Origin of the sequence: Rhizobium sophoriradicis (assembly GCF_003939025.1) — a bacterium.
Classification (GTDB): Bacteria; Pseudomonadota; Alphaproteobacteria; order Rhizobiales; family Rhizobiaceae; genus Rhizobium; species Rhizobium sophoriradicis.
The window spans coordinates 365,839-385,172 of sequence record NZ_RQIH01000003.1; the positions used below are offsets into that span (position 1 = coordinate 365,839).

Sequence of the window (19,334 nt, forward strand, 5' to 3'; positions counted from 1 at the left end):
GCGCAAACCTTAAACGCAGGCGCTTCACCAACATTCCGCGCCAACATTATCCACCATCCCGAACGATTCATTCGTTTCCCTTTTGTACCCTTTCCCTCTTCCCTTTCGCGCTGACTCTCTCCATATTCCCGCCATGGCCAAATCTCCGAAGAAATCCCCCGCCCCGAATGGCTTCGAGGAAGCTCCGCAATCGTCCTTTGAAGGCGCCCCGCTCTCCGGTTCCGTTGCCGATTGGGTGAAGCAGCTCGAGGCAGATGCGGAAGCATCGGGCGTCGAGAGCCAGCGTGATATCGCCTCCAAGGCCGGCAAGCATCGCAAGGCCGTGGAAAACCAGGCGCGCAAGCATTCGGAAGCCGTCAGCGTCAACAAGAAGGCGACGGTGGGCAAGACCGCACGCGGCGTTTCCATCGGCGGTTCCAGCGATCCGAAGACCCGCGCCGCCGCCGGCCTCAACCCGGTCGCCGGCCTCGATATCTCGCTGGAGGATGCCGGCAATATCGCGCCCGGCGGCGTCACCGCCACGGTCGAGGCGCTGTCGAAGCTGATCGAGAGCGGCAATCCGCTGCACAAGAACGGCAAGATCTGGACGCCGCACCGCCCTGCCCGCCCCGACAAGTCCGAAGGCGGCATCCGCATCCTGATGAAGTCGGATTATGAGCCGGCCGGCGACCAGCCGACCGCCATCCGCGATCTCGTCGAGGGCTTGGAGAATGGCGACCGCAGCCAGGTGCTGCTCGGCGTCACCGGCTCCGGCAAGACCTTCACCATGGCCAAGGTGATCGAGGCGACGCAGCGCCCGGCGGTCATCCTGGCGCCGAACAAGACGCTGGCCGCCCAGCTCTATTCCGAATTCAAGAACTTCTTCCCCGACAATGCGGTGGAATATTTCGTTTCCTACTATGATTATTACCAGCCGGAAGCCTATGTGCCGCGCTCCGACACCTATATCGAGAAGGAAAGCTCGATCAACGAGCAGATCGACCGCATGCGCCACTCGGCGACGCGCTCGCTGCTCGAACGCGACGACTGCATCATCGTCGCCTCGGTCTCCTGCATCTACGGTATCGGCTCGGTCGAGACATATACGGCGATGACCTTCCAGATGTCGGTCGGCGACCGGCTGGACCAGCGCCAGCTGCTAGCCGACCTCGTCGCCCAGCAATACAAGCGCCGGGACATGGATTTCACGCGTGGCTCCTTCCGGGTGCGCGGCGATACGATCGAGCTCTTCCCCGCCCACTTGGAGGATGCCGCCTGGCGCATCTCGATGTTCGGCGACGAGATCGACGCCATCACCGAGTTCGATCCGCTGACCGGCCAGAAAGTCGGCGACCTGAAATCGGTGAAGATCTACGCCAATTCGCACTATGTCACGCCGCGCCCGACGTTGAACGGCGCCATCAAGTCGATCAAGGAGGAGCTTCGGCTTCGTCTCGCCGAGCTGGAAAAGGCCGGCCGCCTGCTGGAAGCCCAGCGCCTGGAGCAGCGCACTCGCTACGATATCGAGATGCTCGAAGCCACCGGCTCCTGCCAGGGCATCGAGAACTATTCGCGTTATCTCACCGGCCGCGACCCCGGCGACCCGCCGCCGACGCTGTTCGAATACATTCCCGACAATGCCCTCGTCTTCATCGACGAAAGCCATGTCACCGTGCCGCAGATCGGCGGCATGTATCGCGGCGACTTCCGCCGCAAGGCGACGCTGGCCGAATACGGCTTCCGCCTGCCCTCCTGCATGGACAACCGGCCGCTGCGCTTCGAGGAATGGGACGCCATGCGCCCCGACACCATCGCCGTCTCCGCAACGCCGGGCAGCTGGGAGATGGAACAGTCCGGCGGCGTCTTCGCCGAACAGGTGATCCGCCCGACAGGCCTGATCGACCCGCCCGTCGAGGTTCGCTCGGCCCGCACCCAGGTCGACGACGTGCTCGGCGAGATCCGCGAGACCGCCGCCAAGGGCTACCGCACGCTGTGCACCGTGTTGACCAAGCGCATGGCCGAGGACCTGACCGAATATCTGCATGAACAGGGCGTGCGCGTGCGCTACATGCACTCCGATATCGATACGCTGGAGCGTATCGAGATCATCCGCGATCTGCGCCTCGGCGCCTTCGACGTACTCGTCGGCATCAACCTCTTGCGCGAGGGCCTCGACATTCCCGAATGCGGCTTCGTCGCCATCCTCGACGCCGACAAGGAAGGTTTTCTGCGCTCGGAGACCTCACTGATCCAGACCATTGGCCGCGCCGCGCGTAACGTCGACGGCAAGGTCATCCTCTACGCCGACCAAGTCACCGGCTCGATGCAGCGCGCCATGGACGAGACCGCCCGCCGCCGCGAAAAGCAGATGGCCTATAACCTCGAAAACGGCATCACGCCGGAATCGGTCAAGGCTAAGATTTCCGACATCCTCGATAGCGTCTACGAACGCGACCACGTCCGCGCCGATATCTCCGGCGTCTCCGGCAAAGGCTTCGCCGACGGCGGCAACCTCGTCGGCAACAACCTGCAGGCCCATCTCAACGCGCTCGAAAAAAGCATGCGCGACGCCGCCGCCGACCTCGACTTCGAAAAAGCCGCCCGCCTCCGCGACGAAATCAAACGCCTCAAGGCCGCCGAGCTGGCGGTCATGGACGACCCGATGGCACGCGAAGAATCGAAGGCAATGGAAGGAAAGGCCCGCGGCAAGTCCCCTTCTCCCCAACGGGGGTCCGGAGGACGGGTCGAGACAAGCGGCTCGACCCCGGTCGGTGCCCGCAGGGCGGATGAGGGGGCCACACCCTCCTACTTCTCGCGCCCCTCCCTCGACGACATGGGCCCGGGCACCGACACGACCACGCCCCTATTCCGCAAACCCGACCTCGACGAAATGGGCCGCGACCCGACCACCCCCGCCGGCAAGAGCCTCTTCCGCAAGAACGACCTCGACGAGATGACGGTCGGCCGCACGGAGAAGCCGGTGATCGGTCGGGTGCCGGAAAAGCCGGATGCATCAAAGAGCACGAAGCACTTTTCGCCGCTGCTGGAAGGACAGCCGGAGCGCGATGACGGCGTACGGCCTGTAGTGCGAGGGCGCGTCGGCGCCGGGAGCTATGAGGAGCCGGGCGAGCAGAAGCGCAAGGGGCGGACGAAGGGGAAGACCGGGCGGCCGGGGCGGTGAACTTCAATGCTCCTGAAAGACCGGCAGCGCCTCCCTCGGTCGCCGCCCCACTCTCCTCCGTCATTCCTGTGCTTGTCACAGGAATCCAGTGCGCCCAAGTCCTTGGGCGCGGGAGACTCCCTTTTTAGTAAGAGAGTCATTCACGGCGCGGACGCGCCGTGGCTGGATTCCTGTGACAAGCACAGGAATGACGGAGGATAGCGGGGCCGGCCTCGTGTCAAGGCACAGAGGAATTTGCCCCGCCGCAGCGATGAAACCTATTGCGAAGTGACCGCAATCGGCAGAAAAACCTAGCAAGCGCCGCCACAGACAATCCGGTCCCACCATGCCCGACCTGCGCATCGACCCCTTCCCCTCGTCCGCCGAACTCACCACACTCTGGTCCGCCGCCTGGAACACTGCCACCGCGCCTGACTTCTCACGCATCCTGCCCCGCAGCCTCGCCCATATCGGCGCCTATCACGACAACAGGCTCGTCGGCTTCGTCAATATCGCCTGGGATGGCGGCATTCATGCCTTCCTTCTCGATACCTGCGTTCACCCCGACATGCGCCGGCAAGGCATCGCCACGCAGCTGGTCAGGGAAGCCACGCGGATTGCCCGCGAGCGCGGCGCCGAATGGCTGCATGTCGATTTCGAGCCGCATCTGACTTCCTTCTATCGCGCCTGCGGTTTCCGGCCAACCGAAGCCGGCCTCATCAAGCTGGCCTAGCCTCCTGCTCACCGAAAACCCATCCTCTCCTCGCCCTTCGCCAGCGCAAAATAAATCCGCTCTACTCGACAGGCCGCACTCCTCGCGCTCGCTTCATACCCCGCCGCCGGCCAGCCGCGCCGGGGGCTTCCGTCGGCCGCGATCAGCCAATACCAGCGCTCACTTGAATCCATCAGGTCGATCTTGAAGATCCGTCCCATGCAGGCATTGCCGTCAAAGCCGATGAAATCGTCACCGGGCTTTTCCTTCCAGGCGTGGCGCCATTGGCCCTTCGGCTTCTCGCCGCTGGTGATCAACTCCCAGCTCTTCCAGCCGTTAAAGTCCGATTGCGCGGTCAGGGAGCCGTCATAGGGCCTATGGTCGATTTGCAGGCAGCCTTCCAGAAACTCCGCCACAGAATGACAGAGGGTTGTCCACGCCTCGTCACTGTGCCGGGTCAGCTTGAAGGCAAGCTCGTCGGAGACATTCCTCAAGGCCGCGGCGATGGCGGAGGCGACGCCTTCCTTGCTTGCCGCTTCGCCGCCGCGCAGGCTGATGCAGAGATAGGTGCAGAGAAATTCCGCCGTATCCCGCGCGATCGGTTCGATGACATGCAGGTTGCGGCGCTTGCCGATTTGATAGCCGCCGAAATCCCGAATGCGGCGCTGAGACTGTCTGCGAAGGGCATTGTTGAGGAACGACCGCAGGAGCGTTCCGATGTCGTCTTGCATGCGTTGTCCTCTCCTCGTGAGGATGTGTTTGCCGCATGGTTTCGTGAATGGCTCCCGCCCGAGCCGGTGACATCGGAGCAATTCCGGACGCAAGACCGCCGCGGCTTGCCGGAAGTACCCTAGATCAGCGTCGGCTCGGAATCGTCCTCGACCTCTTCAATGAGGTCGGGCCTGTCGTTCTTCGGCGAACCGACATCCCGGCCGATCTTCCACATCACCATCAGTTCCGCCGGGAAAGGCTTCATGAGATCGTAAGGATCCGGCTCGGGGGACAGCCACCGCTCGTAGTCCTCGCGATGCAGGATGACAGGCATGCGATCGTGAATCTCCGCCATCATCTCGTTCGGCGCGCAGGTGACGATGGCGAAGTTGCGGATGGATACGCCCTCTTCGTCCTTCCAGGTCTCCCAGATGCCGGCGAGCGCGAAGGCCGAGCCGTCCTTCATGGCGATGGCATAGGGCTGTTTGTTCCTGCCGGTGCCGTGAATGTCCTTCCATTCGAAGAAGCCGTTGATCGGCACCAGGCAGCGGCGCGAGCGGTATGCAGCACGCGACATACCGTTGGAGCTGATGCCTTCGCAGCGAATATTGGCCGGCGGCGGGCGGCCGCCGGGCTTGGCCCAGGCGGGCATCAGGCCCCAGCGCGCCACCACGAACATAGGACCTGACGTATCGGGTTCGCGCACAATGTCCCGGATGATAATAGGATAATCCTGCGACGGCGCGCCGTTCCAACGGGGAAAGCGATTCCCAAGCCCATCGATATCTCCGCCCTTCACAGCAAAGGGAAAATTGCTGATCAGTTCTTCAAGCGATGTCTTGACGAAAATGCGTCCGCACATGCTCCCTCGCTGCCGTTAGAATATTGGATGTTCTGATTATGTTCCGGAACCCCGTCCGGTCAACAAAGCTTCAGTTGTGCACTTGCCGGAATGCCCGGCAGGCCGATTGCCGGTCTTATTGAACCGCTATGCTGACACCTAGAGCGCGAATTATATAAGTCACGAAGGAGTATAAATTAAAAGACTAAAATACGACTTTTGGTTTGCAAATTCAAAGTTAACCTCCAGTATTTCAGCCTTGGTTTTTCGTTAAAAAACCAAGAAAAAATCACAATTTTTCATTGAAAACATCATTAATGATTGGCATAGATCCCCGTGGGGTTGTCCTGCGCCGAACCAGTTAACGAGTTTTTCCGCGGATTTCTGAGTTTTCGAAGTACAACGCATCTACTGGGGGTAATTTTAGATATGGCCTTGAATATACTGGACACCAACGGCGCCACAGTCACCAAGACCGGCGCCGAGTTCGAAGCTTATGACGTTATCCGCGACTCCGCAGCCAATCCTTCCGCACCTGTCTCTCTCACTGTCTCCGATTCCTCGGCCGCAGATCTGGCCGGCGAGTTGGGCTCAGTCTCGGCGGCCGTGAACGGCTCGAGCGGCGACAACACGATCACGACGGGCGCCGGCAACGACACCATCTCCGGCGGCGACGGCGCGGACACGCTGAACGGCGGCGCCGGTAGCGATGCGATCAAAGGTGGAGCGGGAAATGACGTATTGACTGGTGGTGAAGGTAACGACCAGATCTCCGGAGGCACTGGAAACGATGTCATCCGCAGCGGAGCGGGTGATGATACGATCACTGACAATGATGGTTTTAGTATCACTACGGAGGATTTCGATATCGATGCAGGCGATGGCAACGATAAAGTGAGTTTGCAAGGCGGTGCCGCTGTTTATTCTGGATTAATTGATGGCGGTGGTGGCGCTGACGTATTGCGAGCTTACAAGCTTGGCGGCCTGACGATAAAGAATGTCGAGACACTTGAAACGACGGGTGCGACCGTTGCCGGCTCGGCCGCGCAGTTCGAAGGCTTCGACAAGATCGTCTATCTGGATGGCACGGAGAGCGCTGGCGTCGACCTAACATTGACAGGCAGTGCGCATGCCGATCTCGCCGACGAACTGGAAAACCGCTCTGTGAGGATCAGCGGGGCCGCCCCCGGCATCGACGTCAAAACGGGCGGCGGAGACGACCTGTTAGCTGGCACTAATGGCAACGACACTTTCGACGGTAGCGCTGGGAATGACTGGCTTAGTGGCGATGTCGGAAATGATGTGCTGATTGGAGGAGACGGCGACGACCACCTCCTAGGCGACGCTGGCAGCGATGTCATCAGAGGCGGTGTCGGCAACGATTCGATTTACGATTCCTCCGACGCTGAAGTCTTCGACATAGATGCAGGTGACGGCGATGACGCGGTGTACCTGCAGAGCTCAAACTTCCTCAATGATTCAGGAACGGTCGATGGAGGCGCCGGCACCGATACGCTGGAAGCCACCAATCTGATCGGCCTGACGATCCGAAACTTCGAAATTCTTGGTGCAGGGCCAGACATCGCCGGGTCGGCAGCGCAATTCGAAAGCTTCGATAAGATCATTCACCGTTCGCTGATATTGGCAGACAGTGCGCATGCCGACCTCTCCGACGAGTTGGCGAGCCTCGACGTCTCCATCACCGGCACCGCCTTCGGCATCGATGTCACAACAGGTAGCGGCGACGACCAACTGACTGGCACCGACGGCAACGATACTTTCGACGGCAGAGCCGGGAACGACATCATCTATGGTTACGCCGGGGACGACATACTGGTTGGAGGCGAAGGCGAGGACCAAATTTATGGTGATATCGGCGATGACGTGATTAAAGGCGGGGCGGGCGACGATATTATCGTCGACGGTGCCTTTTACATCGATAGGGAAGTTTTCGATATCGATGCCGGCGACGGCAGAGATATTGTTAGCCTGGAGAACGCTCTCAACGTAGGGAATTCTGGAGTAGTCGAAGGCGGAGCCGGCATCGATACGCTGCAAGCCTACAATCTTGAAGGATTGACCATCCGGAACTTCGAGACCCTTGAAACCCGAAGCGCCAGCGTGGTCGGCTCCGCCACGCAGTTCGAGAGCTTCGACAAGATTGTTATCTACGACCAACCGGATTACGAGAATTACGTCGTCTCCCTGGTACTGACGGACGGCAGCCATGCCGATCTCTCCGACGAGCTGGCAAACCGTGCGACTAACATTTACAGCGTGACCTCCGGCATCGACGTCAAGACCGGCGGCGGTGCAGACGAGTTCTTCGGCACCGACGGCAACGATATTTTCGATGGCAGCGGCGGCAACGACATCTTCAACGGCCGAACCGGCGATGACAGATTGATCGGCGGCACCGGCATCGACACGGCGATCTTTTCCGGCAATTTCGCCAACTATTCCCTGGCGGTGAACAACGGCGACCACATCCTGACCAGCGCCGAGGACGGAACGGACACGCTGACAGATGTTGAATTCGCGCAGTTTGCCGATGGCGTCTACGATTTCGCAACGGAGACATTCAAACCTAACAATACCGCACCGACCATTATCCAGCTCTCGAAAACCTCCCTCTCCGAGGATACGCCGATCTGGACGACGGTCGGCCTGCTCAGCGCCAAGGACGCCGATGGTGACGCCCTCACCTACACGCTCATCGACGGCGCCGGCGATCATTTCCGCCTGAAGGGCAATCGCATCGTCACCTCGAAGGAGCTGGACTACGAGACGGCGAAGTCCCACACGATCAAGGTGGCGGTCTCCGACGGCAAGGTCACGGTCGAGAAGGACATCACCATCAACGTCCTCGACGTCAACGAGGCCCCGGCCAACCAGGCGCCGATCAAGCTCGCCTTCTCGCGCAGCTCGATCTCCGAGAATGTCGCGATCGGCACTTCGGTCGGCCTGCTCTCGGCCGTTGACCCGGAAGGCGGCGTGGTCAAGTGGCGGCTGACCGATAATGCCGACGGCATCTTCAAGCTGGTCGGCAACAAGATCCAGACCAAGGCGGCGATCGACTACGAAAGCACCCACAGCCTGACCTTCACCGCCGAAGCCTATGACGCGGCCGGCAACGTCACCAGCCACGACTTCACGCTCGCCGTGAAGGACGTCTTCGAGCCGATGTCATCGAGCCTGGGGCATGAGGCGCTGATCTAGCACGACAGTTTGCCTCAACACCGGTGGGGCTAGCAGTCTTGCAAGCCCCACCGGTGAGACTCTTCCGCCGGTCGTCGCGGGGGCCACCCAAAACCGGCGAGGCCGGCGGCCATGCGGACACCCTGCGAAAATGCCGCTCCACGTCGACGCCGATTTCGGCTATGATTCTCCACCCACCCGAGGAGAGCCGCATGCGTCTGCCCACATTCATCCTCGCCCTCGCCATTTCGGTCTTCGCCGCCCTGCCCGCCTTGGCGGAGACCTACAAGACGCCGAAAGCGCTGCTCAAGGCGCTTTACAACTACGACACCGACAGAAGCGACGCCGAGGCGCCCTCGCCCTATTCGATCTTCTTTTCCGACCACCTGAACAAGCTTCTCCAGGCCGATCTCGACAACACGCCGGAGGGTGATGTCGGCGCGGTCGATTTCGATCCTGTCATTGCAGGCCAGGACGGCGAAGCGAGCAACGTCCGGATCGGCCAGCCGATCCTGCTGGACGACAAGGCCGAGGTGGAAGTGCAGTTCGAAAACGGCGAAGAGGTGACGCTCTTCTATACCCTGGTGCGCGAACGCGGCGGCTGGAAGGTCGATGACATCGCCAATCAGAAAGGCGATTCTCCCTGGAGCCTGACCGCACTGTTGGGGGATGCGCAGTAGGCGGCGACAGTCCCAACGCGCTGCCCTCTTCCGCCCGTCAGCAGGGGCGTGCCAGTCACGTGAGCAAAGAGAGCGCATGCACCGAGCGCGAGCAAAGAGCAATGCAAGGTTGTTGCGCACTGCCTCGTTCCGTTTCGGCACGCCGATCCCGCCATGGCACAGCCATGCAAGGATTTGCCAACTTTTCGTCAAGTATCTGAATCTTCGGGATTTCCTGTCACGGCAAACGGCATGCCACAATAATGTCGCTTGCCTTTTGACCGAAAAGATGGCACCAATCCACCTACTCGGGCATTAGCATGCCGGTGACTGGACTGATGTGGCAATCCCTTCCGTTACGGAAGGAGACGCGGGAATACCCGCCTGCGTAGACGTTCTTTCCCCGTACGTGACTTCTCCGACTGACCCTTCGTCCCATCGATTCGGGGCGAAAGCTAAAGCCGTCCGCTTCCCCTCGGGGGCGCGGATACTAGACAGACTAAGGGAAAAGGACGATCCCAATGGCCACCAAAGGCACCGTAAAATTCTTCAACCAGGACAAGGGTTTTGGTTTCATCACGCCGGACGGCGGCGCAAAGGACGTTTTCGTCCACATTTCCGCGCTGCAGGCTTCTGGCATCCAGTCGCTGCGCGAAGGCCAGCAGGTTACCTTCGACACCGAGCCGGACCGCATGGGCAAGGGCCCGAAGGCCGTCAACATCTCGGCTTCGTAAGTCATATATCCGCTTTCTGCGGCATGAACGGCGCTCCGCAAGGGGCGCCGTTTTCGTTTGCGCTTGCGAATTTGTCGATCGCACCGGCAAGTGTTATATGCGCCTTTTATGATAACCCGCCGGCGGGCTGCAGGTGCAGCGCCCTGCCGCCTGCGACAAGGAACAAGAAAACCTCGATGATGCAGAAAAGGCCGATTTTTGCGGTCGCCCCGATGATCGACTGGACGGATCGGCATTGCCGCTATTTCCACCGCCAGATCAGCCGCCAGGCGCTGCTCTATACCGAGATGGTGGTCGCCGATGCGATCATCCACGGCCCGCGCGAGCGGCTGCTCGGCCATGACGTGGCGGAACATCCGCTGGCGCTGCAGCTCGGCGGATCGGATCCGGGCAAGCTTGCCGAGGCGGTGAAAATCGCCGAACCCTATGGCTATGACGAGATCAACCTCAATGTCGGCTGCCCCTCCGACCGCGTGCAATCGGGCACCTTCGGCGCCTGCCTGATGCTGACGCCGGAGACGGTGGCCGCATGCGTCGCGGCGATGAAGGCGGTCGCGACCGCGCCGGTGACGGTGAAATGCCGCATCGGCGTCGATGAGCAGGAGCCGGAAGAGGCCCTGCCCGCGCTTATCACGCGCGTTCTCGATGCCGGCGCCGACGCGATCTGGATCCATGCGCGCAAAGCCTGGCTGAAAGGCCTGAGTCCGAAGGAGAATCGCGAGATCCCGCCGCTCGACTACGAGATCGCCTACCGGATGAAACAGCGCTGGCCCGACGTCTTCATCGGCATCAACGGCGGCATCCGCACGCTCGACGAGGCCGCGAGCCACCTCGCCCATGTCGACGGCGTCATGCTCGGCCGGGCAGCCTACCAGAATGCGGCGGTGCTTGCCGACGTCGACCACCGCTTCTTCGGGGCGCCGGCGGCAGAACCCGACTGGCCGGCGCTCTGTGAGCGGATGATGACCTATGCCGAGCGCCATATCGCCGCCGGCGGACGGCTGCAGCACGTGGCCCGCCACATGGTCGGCCTTTTCACCGGCCTGCCCGGTGCCCGGCGCTACCGCCAGATTCTCTCCACCGACGCGGCAAAAACCGGCGCCGGACCGGAGGTGCTGGCGGCGGCCTTCGCGGCGGTGGATTTTTCCGGGACGGAACAGGAAGCGGTCAGCGCCTGACGTAAGGTTATGTGTTCGTCGCCACGTCGAATGTACTTACCTTGTGTTACGAACTCTGCCACGGCTTATGACCGCGCCATCGGCAGCAAGATCTTCTTTTCGATCCGGCCGGCCACGGAGAACACCAGGATTTCCGTTTCTCTGCCGATCCGGCTGCCGTCCATCAGCCTGACAATATCGTCGACGCCGCCGACCGGGCTTGCGTCGATGGCGAGAATGTAATCGCCCTCCTGCAGCCCGCCCTTTGCCGCCGGCCCTTCCGGCTCGACACGCCGGATGCGAACGGAGGTCGTCTGCAGCGTGCCCGCTGCCAGCGCAACCCGGCGCGGCAGCACGATCGTGTCGCCTGAAATACCGATGAAGGCCCGTCGGACCTGGCCGTAGCGGAGGATTTCCGAAACGACGAAATTGGCCGTATTCGATGCCACGGCAAAGGCAATGCTCTGCACGCCCTGGATCACGGCGGTGTTGACGCCGATGACCTCGCCGCCCGAAGACACCAGCGGCCCACCGGAGTTGCCGGGATTAAGCGCCGCGTCGGTCTGAATGACATCCTCCATCAGCCTGCCGCTTGCCGCCCGCATCGAGCGGCCGAGCGCCGAGACGATGCCTGCAGTGACCGTCCATTCGAAGCCAAGCGGGTTTCCGATCGCGATCGCAATATGCCCCCGGCGAAGGCGCTGCGAGTCGCCGAGCCTCGCCCAGGCTCCGGTGCTCGCATTGGCCCGAACAAGAGCGATATCGGTATCGATATCGCGGCCGAGCACACGTCCCTCGGTGATGAATTCGTCCGGCGTGGTGATGCGGACGAGCTTGGCGTCGCCGACGACATGGCTGTTGGTGATGATCAGGCCATCGGGCGAAACGGCAAAACCCGACCCATGCCCCTGCCGGCCTCCCACCCGCTCGATCCGGCTGACCGCCGGCCCAACCCTGTCGACTGCGGCTGCGATCGATTGCGAATAGGCATCGATCAGCGCCACGTCATCCCCGGGCGCGATGTCCTTGTCCATGAAACCCATGATCTGATCCTCTGGCGGCAGCAACGGCCGTCCCGCCGCCGGCAAAGCAATCGCGATTGCGATCGTTGGCCATGGCGCTGTTCGAGAGAATTAGATGGTTGGGCGTCGATCCGCGTTCAAGTGAGCGCCAGCGGAGCTTGCATCCCGGCGCAACAGGAGGGAAGGCGAACCTAGCCGGAAGGATAAATCGAACTACCGCGACAGATAGATTGAACGAATGGAAATAAAATGGCTCATTATCAGCCCGTATCTCGGCGCATTCCGCAACCGAGATGCGGGGTATCAAAAGGAATATTCGCAGCGCGAAGCAGCAGGCAAGGCGCGCCATGTCCTGCTGCCGCGGCCTGGAAGGATGGGCACCCGGCATGAAGACTAGCCTATCAAACCGCTGTCATATCAATGAAATACAATGATGTGCTCAATAAGCACTTCATTATCTTGCCAATTTTAACCCCCGCAGGCGCGGTTCTCCGGCCCCTGGCGTAACGACCCTCCCGGGCCTTGCCGATCACGCCTGCAACTGTCTGTCTAGTTCAATCCACCCAATCAAGGAGTCATGACATGAGCACAGTCACAACCAAGGACGGCGTCGAGATTTTCTACAAGGACTGGGGGCCGAAGAACGCCCAGCCGATCATGTTCCACCACGGCTGGCCGCTGAGCGCTGACGACTGGGATACTCAGATGCTGTTCTTCCTCGAGAAGGGCTACCGCGTCGTCGCCCATGATCGGCGCGGCCACGGCCGCTCCACCCAGGTCGGCGACGGTCACGACATGGATCATTACGCCGCCGATGCCTCAGCCGTCGTCGAGCATCTCGATCTTAGGAACACCGTCCACGTCGGCCATTCCACCGGCGGCGGCGAAGCGACCCATTATGTCGCCCGCCACGGCCAGCCGCAGGGCCGCGTTGCCAAGCTCGTCATTATCGGCGCCGTGCCGCCGCTCATGGTCAAGACGGATGCCAATCCCGGCGGGCTGCCGATCGAAGTTTTCGACGGCCTGCGCCAGCAGCTCGCCGCCAATCGCTCGCAGTTCTACCACGACCTGCCGGCCGGCCCGTTCTACGGCTTCAACCGGCCGGGCGCGAAAGTGTCGGAACCGGTCATCAACAATTGGTGGCGCCAGGGCATGATGGGCGGCGCCAAGGCGCATTACGACGGCATCAAGGTGTTCTCGGAAACCGACTTCACCGAGGATCTGAAGATCATCACCGTGCCGACCCTCGTCATGCATGGCGATGACGACCAGATCGTGCCGATCGCCGACTCCGCCCTGCTCTCGTCCAAGCTGCTGCAGAACGCCACGCTCAAGGTGTACGAGAAACTCCCGCACGGCTTGTGCACCACCCACGCCGATATCGTGAACCCCGACATCCTCGCCTTCATCAAGGGCTGACGCTAGGCCGGCGGGCGCTGGAGGCGCCCGCGGGCCATGCCGTTTCCGGTAAAACGGCTTTCGCATGAAACCGTTTTCGCCGATTTGCGTTTAGCGGCCATGAAAAGAGAACGTGAACCCTCATCAAAGGCTTACCGGCAGGATCGTTTTGAAAATACCGAGCGAGCCGCCAAAGAAACCATCGAGGCGGAGCAGCGGGCCCGCCGGGAAAAGACCAAGCGGCTGAAAGAACTGCGCTTATCGCAGCAGGGCGGCAAGGATCCGGCGGCGAGGTAGGCCTATTCTGATGCCGTCGACCAGCGCATCTCCATGCCCTCGCCTGCGTCTCCGCGTGCCCTGTTTCCAACGCCGCGCTTTTTTGGGGACGCGCACATGGCACTGCAGCATCTTGAAGCGTTGCGCTGCTTTTTCAATTCAGACGTTCGCCCATCTTGCAGAGCAAGGCCTGCGAAATTATCTTTTTTCGCAATAGCGATTCACGGCATCGAAAAAGGGCAGACTGCGATGTCAGACAAGCTGTTCAGCACGCGTGACGAACCGCTCGCCTCGGAAGACCTCGCTGTCTGCAGGCGTGTGCATGAAGCTCTTTGCAGCGGGCTCAATATCGACAGATCAGGCGCGGAAGCCGATCGTCTCGGCGCCCTCATCATCGAGCTATATCGGCAGGGTGTGCATGACGAGACCCAGCTTCGCCTGCTTGCCGGCGGGAAACGAGGCTGACCGGGCAAGTCATGCCATGCCCGGCCTCCCCTCTTCTTCGCGCCCCTGACCTTCCTCGTTACGAGCGAGATAGGATGCACGTTTTCCCATGACCCCTGCTGACGTTATCAGAGGCCGCTGGTTTCCGTGCTCGTGGCCGCCGAGGTTTCAGTCGGATCGATGGCCGACGTGGATTCGATCGCTCCCGCTACCTCTTCCGAGCTGCCCGTGTCGGCTGCCGGCGTTTCCGCAGTCACGGCAGGATCTGTCGTCTCGGTGCTGTCGACCGCTTCGCTGGTCTCGGTTTCGGTTCCCGCTGCTGGGGTTTCCGCTGGGGCTTGCGCCGCCATGGTCTCCCGCATCTGGTCAATCTTGCCGACCGCCGTGCCGATGCCAAGCGTATCCTTTGCCCAGCTTAAGGCCTCAGGGCTGACCGTGCCGGTCTTGGTGGCGGAAGCAAGCGCGGCCGCCAGCGCGGCGTCGCCAAGAGCGGGATCGTCGGCCGGCGGGGCAGCCCCCTTGGTCAGTTCGTACTGCGCATAGGCGGTGGCGAATGCCGAGATCGCCGCCATGCGCGGGTCAGCCGTATTCATCAGGGCATGGAAGTTGCGTTTGAGCGAATTGAGACCGGCGAGCTCGGCCGCCGGCTTCTTCGCGGGCTTTGCCGCAGGCGCCGAGGCGATGGTCGTCTTCTTGGCCGAGCCCTTCGTGCTGACGGTCTGCTTGGCCGACTTCGCCTTGCCGGCCTGGCCGGTCTGGACCGATTTGCCGGCGCTCTTGGCGCTACGGCCACTTTCGGACTTGCCGCTGGAGTGGGTCGCGCTCTTTCCGCTGCCGCCGCTGTTGCTGCGACCGCCACCGTGGCTGCCGCTGTTGCCGCTGCCGCTCCCGCCGCCATGGCTGCCTCCGCCACCGCTATTGCCGCCACCGCCTCCTCCGCCGCTTCCGCCTCCTCCTCCGCCGTTACCGCCGCCGCCTCCGTTGCCGCCCTTGGCGAACGCCGGCGAGAGATCGGTAGAAAATATGGTAAGAGGTGAAAGCGCCACTGTCGTGGAGAGACAGAGAACGCCGAGAAGCCTGCAGAGCCGCATGATAATCCTTCCGCACTGGAGTGCCGTTGCATCAGGATTGAACCAGCAAGCCCATGAAGATCTCATTGAGCAACTGCTTTCAATTTGAACTTCCTGCCGAATATTTCTGCGAGAAATGCCTTCATCATTCCCAGAATGAAACTAAAACCCTTCCCTAGCGTTATCCCCTTATACATCCGTCTATCCAAGGTGAATGAAATGAACAAATTCGCCATCATTGCCCTGTCGATAGCGACGGCTTTCTCCGGAACGCCGGCTTCGGCAGGCCCGGTTTTCGTGCCGAGGCCGGTACAATCGGCGGCCCAGCCGGCGCCGGCGGATAACGATGCCCGGATCATGACTGTCGGCTGCAGCAGATTCTCGATCGTCTGCTCGCGCTATGGTGACAGGCGCAGACATTACAGCGATCGCCGTTACTATCGTGACCGCAGCTACTATCGCGACCGAGACTACTATCGTGGCGACCGCTACGGGCATCGCCGCTATGATCGCAGATGGCGGCGCCACCACGACAACACCGGCGCCATTATCGGCGGCCTGGCGGCCGGCGCCCTGATCGGCGGCATCATCGCCTCGCAACCCCGCGCCTATAGTTCGCGTGGCTATAGCTCTCATGCCGAATATTGCTACGCCCGCTATCGGTCGTATCGCGCCTATGACAACACCTACCAGCCGAACTACGGCCCGCGCCGTCAGTGCCGGTAATTTTGTCACCCCTGTTCCAGAGCAAGCCCCGCATAAAGATGCGGGGCTTTTTGTTGTCACTCGTTTGAGAGAACACCCGAACGCAAAAGACGGACGGAGCACGGCTTTTCGGTCCCGGCTCCGTCCGTCCCGTCCGCCCAGCCTCGGGGTTGGCTGAGCACGGTCAATAAGCGACGGCCGCCTTCGGCTTCTTCTCCGTCCATTGCGGCGGCGCGCCGTATTTGGCGGCGACGGCGCCGACCAGCCCGGGCTCGCGGCCGAAGGCATCGCAGGCGACGTATTTCGGCTTGCCGCCGAGCCAGGATTTCATCCGCTGGCGGGAGGGAAGCGAAAGGTCCAATCCCTTCCGCTCCTTGCCTGCGATCAGCATGCGGGAGAATTCGCTGCTGAACTTCGAAGCCAGGCCGTAGGCGTCACCCACCTCGGAAACGCGCGGATTGTTCTGAAGCGAATTTGCCCCGCGCGCCCAGACCATCGCCGCCCGCTGTGCGCCCGATTTGTCGACCGCCTCGGCTTCCACTGCCAGCCCGCCGAGCCCTACCGGCAGGCGCGGCACGCCGACCGGCAGCGCAAAGCCCGTCCCGACGGTCACGACGGTGGAAACGCCCGCCATGGTCTTGTTGGTCGGCACGATGTCGGTGACCATCGAGCGGATCGTCAGGTCCGCGCTCTCGCCTGCTGCCACCATCTGGTATCTGTCGCTCAGGGAGATGCAGAGCGCCCGGTCAAGCGCGTTGGCGACCATCGCGCGGTCGGCCGGCGATTTGATCCGGCTTGCCGCAGCGAAGCCGAACCGCGTCGGCTCGATGGCGACCGTCTTGATCGGGGCGAGACTGAGGCCATCGACATAGGCGCGTGATTTCGAAAGCTTGCCCTTCGGCGCGCCGAGATTGGAATAAGTGGAGAGTGTGCCGCTCTCCTTGAGCGGGACCGAGCTGCACCCGACCGCAGCCACGGTCAGCGCCAGCGGCAATGCGAGGGACACGGCTTTCGAAGCCTTTGAAAAAGATGAAGTAAAAAGATTTCTGCGCACTCTGATGGCCTCCGTCGCCGATAATGTGCGGGGAAATTGGCGGCGAAGAATTGCCGCAGCATTACATCGTTTCCGGCAGCATCGGCTGCCGGAAACAACCGGCGTCATCCGAGTTGGATCGCCACCTCGATGCCGGCGGCAGCGCTCGCGATGCGAACCTCGCCGCCATGGTTCAAGGCGATCTGCCTGACGAGGCTGAGGCCCAGCCCCGCCCCCGTGCTCTTCGGAGTGACCCGGTAGAAGGGCTCTAACACCAGTTCCCGGTGCTCGGCCGGAATGCCCGGCCCTTCGTCGGTGACGCTGATCCGCCCGCCGCCTGCATCCGAGACTGCGACCGTGATCATGCCTCGGTTGCCGCCATGGTCGATGGCATTGCGCACAAGGTTGCTGACGGCCCGCGGCAGCGCCGAAGGACTGCCCTTGCGTTTCAAGCTCTCGACCTCGCTCTGAAACGAGATCTGGTAGCCGGCGCCGATCGCCAGCGGCGCAAGATCGGCCACGACGCCGCGGGCGATCTCGACGAGATCGACCATTTCATGGAGATCGGTTGCCTGGCCGTTGCGCTCGAAATCGAGCAGCTGTTCGGCCGTCTCGGCGAGGCGCGCGACGTCGTCCAGCAGCCGCCTGCGGTCCTGCCCCTCAGCCGTCCCGTCGATCCTGGTCTGCATGATGGCGATCGGCGTCCGCAGCTCGTGCGCCGCGTCCATCAGGAAGTGCTGCCGCTTGCGGAACTCGATTTCCAGCCGGTCGAGTGCCTCGTTGAAGGCGATCACCAGCGGCGCGATCTCCCTCGGAATCCCGTCCAGCGGCAGGCGCGCATCGTAGCGGCGCGGTTCGATCTCCGAGGCTTTGCGGGCGACCTCGCTGACGCTGGCAAGGCCCCTCCGGACGATCCTGGGAACGGTGAGGAAAACCGCGGGCAAGGCAATGGCGAGCAGCGGTACATAGATCGGATAGGCGATGCCCATCAGCGTGAAAATTGGCCAGCCCTTGTCTGCGACACCGCCGAAGAGCACACGCAGCTCGCCAATACCGGTCTCGACGCTTTCCACCGATGCGATCTCGTTTGTGCCGGCCGATCCCCTGATATCGGCTCCTTCAAACAAATAGGTCAGACGTACAAGCTCGGCGTAAACAGGGGGAATGGTCCCGTACGACACAAAGGAGCCGTTCGGCGTCGCCGCGACATACCAGAGCCCGTCATATTGCTGCTTGAGCGCGTTAAGCTCCAGCGTATTCCTTATTTCGAGTCGTCCCTCGGCATCGAGCGAGCCGGCCGGAGCCAGGACTGCAGTGATATGATCCTCCAGCGCGACATTCGGAGAGAGGATCGCCGCGCCATAGAAGCAGAGACCGATGATGACGGCCGTCACCACGCTGACGAAGACCAGGCTAAGCTGCCAGCTGAGCCGCCACCAGAGCGATGGATTGGAGCTTCCTGCCCCCATCATTCTTCCTTCATGAGATAGCCGACGCCGCGGATATTGTGGATCGAAACCTCCGCACCCGCATCGGCAAGCCGCTTGCGCAGCCGCGATATATGGGCATCGAGGGCGTTCGACTGAATTTCTTCTTCATAATTGTAAACGGCTGCCTCCAGCGTCGCGCGCAGCACGGTCTTCTCCTTGCGCCTGGCGAGCGCGGCGAGCACCAGAAGCTCGCGCCGCGGCAGATCGAGCGGCATATCGCCGACGGTGACGCTCAAATGCAGGGGATCGATCACCATCCGCCCGGCCGTGATCTTCAGCTCGGAAAGGCTCGGCGGCCGCCGCAGCACGGCCCGCAGCCGCGCCATCAGTTCCTCGACCAGAAATGGCTTGCCGAGATAATCGTCGGCGCCGAGATCGAGCCCCTCCACCCGCTCCTTCGGCGCGTTCAGCGCCGTCAGCACGATGATCGGCGTATCCTTGCCGGTCCGCCTCAGTTCCGGAATGAAGCGCAGCCCCTCGCCGTCAGGCAGGCGCCGGTCGAGCAGGATCGCATCATAGGGGTTCTGCCGCGTCAGCTCCACGGCATCGGCAAGATGCGCCGTGTGATCGGTCACGATCCCATGCTTGCCGAGCGCCGCAGTCAGCGCTTCGGCCAGCTCCTTCTCATCCTCAATCAGCAGAATCCGCATCGCCCAACCAACCCTCACGCCCCTGTTTCGGCCGCAAGGGTTGCAGCAACATTGCGGAACTTGAAAGGCAGCCGGTCATGCTGCTGCAATTGTTC

At 61.9% G+C, this 19,334-nt stretch carries 17 protein-coding genes; 10 read left to right on the forward strand and 7 right to left on the reverse strand.

Annotation, left to right across the window (positions count from 1 at the left end; genetic code table 11):
* The first annotated feature begins 133 nt into the window (after positions 1-133).
* The gene (uvrB, locus tag EFR00_RS06445) at positions 134-3,160 is read left to right on the forward strand and encodes an excinuclease ABC subunit UvrB (protein ID WP_077989374.1); all 3,027 of its coding nucleotides are present in this window, start codon (positions 134-136) and stop codon (positions 3,158-3,160) included.
* Positions 3,161-3,485: 325 nt separating this feature from the next.
* Positions 3,486-3,872: a GNAT family N-acetyltransferase gene (locus EFR00_RS06450; protein ID WP_077989375.1), complete on the forward strand. Its 387-nt coding sequence runs from the start codon at positions 3,486-3,488 to the stop codon at positions 3,870-3,872.
* A gap of 8 nt (positions 3,873-3,880) precedes the next feature.
* On the opposite strand, the gene EFR00_RS33270 is transcribed toward EFR00_RS06450, so the two are convergent.
* Positions 3,881-4,582, reverse strand: a complete 702-nt coding sequence (locus tag EFR00_RS33270) for a hypothetical protein (RefSeq protein WP_086156246.1) — start codon at positions 4,580-4,582, stop codon at positions 3,881-3,883.
* 119 nt (positions 4,583-4,701) lie between these two features.
* Positions 4,702-5,424 carry an SOS response-associated peptidase gene (locus EFR00_RS06460; protein WP_009994454.1) on the reverse strand — a complete coding sequence of 241 codons (723 nt, stop codon included), beginning with the start codon at positions 5,422-5,424 and terminating at the stop codon, positions 4,702-4,704.
* Between the two features lie 408 nt (positions 5,425-5,832).
* Here EFR00_RS06460 and EFR00_RS06465 point away from each other — a divergent pair, with 408 nt between their 5' ends.
* The 4 genes from EFR00_RS06465 (at position 5,833) to dusA (ending at position 11,172) form a co-directional block, all read left to right on the forward strand.
* The gene (locus EFR00_RS06465) at positions 5,833-8,622 is read left to right on the forward strand and encodes a metal-binding protein (protein WP_077989376.1); all 2,790 of its coding nucleotides are present in this window, start codon (positions 5,833-5,835) and stop codon (positions 8,620-8,622) included.
* 191 nt (positions 8,623-8,813) lie between these two features.
* A complete protein-coding gene (locus EFR00_RS06470; protein ID WP_009996933.1) occupies positions 8,814-9,281 on the forward strand; it encodes a DUF3828 domain-containing protein in 468 nt (155 codons plus the stop codon).
* Between the two features lie 500 nt (positions 9,282-9,781).
* A complete protein-coding gene (locus EFR00_RS06475; RefSeq protein ID WP_003540801.1) occupies positions 9,782-9,994 on the forward strand; it encodes a cold-shock protein in 213 nt (70 codons plus the stop codon).
* A 176-nt stretch (positions 9,995-10,170) separates the two neighbouring features.
* Positions 10,171-11,172 (forward strand): tRNA dihydrouridine(20/20a) synthase DusA, encoded by a 1,002-nt coding sequence (gene dusA, locus EFR00_RS06480; protein WP_009996937.1) that lies wholly within the window; start codon positions 10,171-10,173, stop codon positions 11,170-11,172.
* 65 nt (positions 11,173-11,237) lie between these two features.
* On the opposite strand, the gene EFR00_RS06485 is transcribed toward dusA, so the two are convergent.
* The gene (locus EFR00_RS06485; RefSeq protein WP_077989377.1) at positions 11,238-12,194 is read right to left on the reverse strand and encodes a S1C family serine protease; all 957 of its coding nucleotides are present in this window, start codon (positions 12,192-12,194) and stop codon (positions 11,238-11,240) included.
* Positions 12,195-12,755: 561 nt separating this feature from the next.
* Between EFR00_RS06485 and EFR00_RS06490 the strand changes: the two genes are divergently transcribed.
* From EFR00_RS06490 to EFR00_RS06500, 3 genes are all read left to right on the forward strand, one after another.
* Complete coding sequence (locus EFR00_RS06490) at positions 12,756-13,592, forward strand: alpha/beta fold hydrolase (protein ID WP_009996941.1); 837 nt, start codon at positions 12,756-12,758, stop codon at positions 13,590-13,592.
* A 36-nt stretch (positions 13,593-13,628) separates the two neighbouring features.
* Positions 13,629-13,868, forward strand: a complete 240-nt coding sequence (locus EFR00_RS06495; protein ID WP_009996943.1) for a hypothetical protein — start codon at positions 13,629-13,631, stop codon at positions 13,866-13,868.
* A gap of 228 nt (positions 13,869-14,096) precedes the next feature.
* A complete protein-coding gene (locus tag EFR00_RS06500) occupies positions 14,097-14,312 on the forward strand; it encodes a hypothetical protein (RefSeq protein WP_038689620.1) in 216 nt (71 codons plus the stop codon).
* Positions 14,313-14,419: 107 nt separating this feature from the next.
* Here the strand turns inward: EFR00_RS06500 and EFR00_RS33275 are convergent, their stop codons facing one another.
* Complete coding sequence (locus EFR00_RS33275; protein WP_208655940.1) at positions 14,420-15,382, reverse strand: hypothetical protein; 963 nt, start codon at positions 15,380-15,382, stop codon at positions 14,420-14,422.
* A gap of 198 nt (positions 15,383-15,580) precedes the next feature.
* On the opposite strand from EFR00_RS33275, the gene EFR00_RS06515 reads away from it, so the two are divergent.
* Complete coding sequence (locus EFR00_RS06515; protein WP_009995551.1) at positions 15,581-16,087, forward strand: BA14K family protein; 507 nt, start codon at positions 15,581-15,583, stop codon at positions 16,085-16,087.
* Positions 16,088-16,250: 163 nt separating this feature from the next.
* On the opposite strand, the gene EFR00_RS06520 is transcribed toward EFR00_RS06515, so the two are convergent.
* The 3 genes from EFR00_RS06520 to EFR00_RS06530 form a co-directional block, all read right to left on the reverse strand.
* Positions 16,251-17,072 (reverse strand): DUF3313 domain-containing protein, encoded by an 822-nt coding sequence (locus EFR00_RS06520; protein WP_077989433.1) that lies wholly within the window; start codon positions 17,070-17,072, stop codon positions 16,251-16,253.
* A 152-nt stretch (positions 17,073-17,224) separates the two neighbouring features.
* Positions 17,225-18,571, reverse strand: a complete 1,347-nt coding sequence (locus EFR00_RS06525; RefSeq protein WP_077989380.1) for a sensor histidine kinase — start codon at positions 18,569-18,571, stop codon at positions 17,225-17,227.
* Positions 18,568-19,239 (reverse strand): response regulator transcription factor, encoded by a 672-nt coding sequence (locus EFR00_RS06530; protein ID WP_077989381.1) that lies wholly within the window; start codon positions 19,237-19,239, stop codon positions 18,568-18,570. Before EFR00_RS06530 ends, EFR00_RS06525 begins: the two co-directional genes overlap by 4 nt.
* Positions 19,240-19,334: the final 95 nt, after the last annotated feature.

What these genes read in the sequence shown, in the direction of transcription:
- uvrB (WP_077989374.1), top strand. Translation starts at nt 134, where the DNA reads ATGGCCAAATCTCCGAAGAAATCCCCCGCCCCGAATGGCTTCGAGGAA.
- EFR00_RS06450 (WP_077989375.1), top strand. Translation starts at nt 3,486, where the DNA reads ATGCCCGACCTGCGCATCGACCCCTTCCCCTCGTCCGCCGAACTCACC.
- EFR00_RS33270 (WP_086156246.1), bottom strand. Translation starts at nt 4,582, where the DNA reads ATGCAAGACGACATCGGAACGCTCCTGCGGTCGTTCCTCAACAATGCC.
- EFR00_RS06460 (WP_009994454.1), bottom strand. Translation starts at nt 5,424, where the DNA reads ATGTGCGGACGCATTTTCGTCAAGACATCGCTTGAAGAACTGATCAGC.
- EFR00_RS06465 (WP_077989376.1), top strand. Translation starts at nt 5,833, where the DNA reads ATGGCCTTGAATATACTGGACACCAACGGCGCCACAGTCACCAAGACC.
- EFR00_RS06470 (WP_009996933.1), top strand. Translation starts at nt 8,814, where the DNA reads ATGCGTCTGCCCACATTCATCCTCGCCCTCGCCATTTCGGTCTTCGCC.
- EFR00_RS06475 (WP_003540801.1), top strand. Translation starts at nt 9,782, where the DNA reads ATGGCCACCAAAGGCACCGTAAAATTCTTCAACCAGGACAAGGGTTTT.
- dusA (WP_009996937.1), top strand. Translation starts at nt 10,171, where the DNA reads ATGATGCAGAAAAGGCCGATTTTTGCGGTCGCCCCGATGATCGACTGG.
- EFR00_RS06485 (WP_077989377.1), bottom strand. Translation starts at nt 12,194, where the DNA reads ATGGGTTTCATGGACAAGGACATCGCGCCCGGGGATGACGTGGCGCTG.
- EFR00_RS06490 (WP_009996941.1), top strand. Translation starts at nt 12,756, where the DNA reads ATGAGCACAGTCACAACCAAGGACGGCGTCGAGATTTTCTACAAGGAC.
- EFR00_RS06495 (WP_009996943.1), top strand. Translation starts at nt 13,629, where the DNA reads ATGCCGTTTCCGGTAAAACGGCTTTCGCATGAAACCGTTTTCGCCGAT.
- EFR00_RS06500 (WP_038689620.1), top strand. Translation starts at nt 14,097, where the DNA reads ATGTCAGACAAGCTGTTCAGCACGCGTGACGAACCGCTCGCCTCGGAA.
- EFR00_RS33275 (WP_208655940.1), bottom strand. Translation starts at nt 15,382, where the DNA reads ATGCGGCTCTGCAGGCTTCTCGGCGTTCTCTGTCTCTCCACGACAGTG.
- EFR00_RS06515 (WP_009995551.1), top strand. Translation starts at nt 15,581, where the DNA reads ATGAACAAATTCGCCATCATTGCCCTGTCGATAGCGACGGCTTTCTCC.
- EFR00_RS06525 (WP_077989380.1), bottom strand. Translation starts at nt 18,571, where the DNA reads ATGATGGGGGCAGGAAGCTCCAATCCATCGCTCTGGTGGCGGCTCAGC.
- EFR00_RS06530 (WP_077989381.1), bottom strand. Translation starts at nt 19,239, where the DNA reads ATGCGGATTCTGCTGATTGAGGATGAGAAGGAGCTGGCCGAAGCGCTG.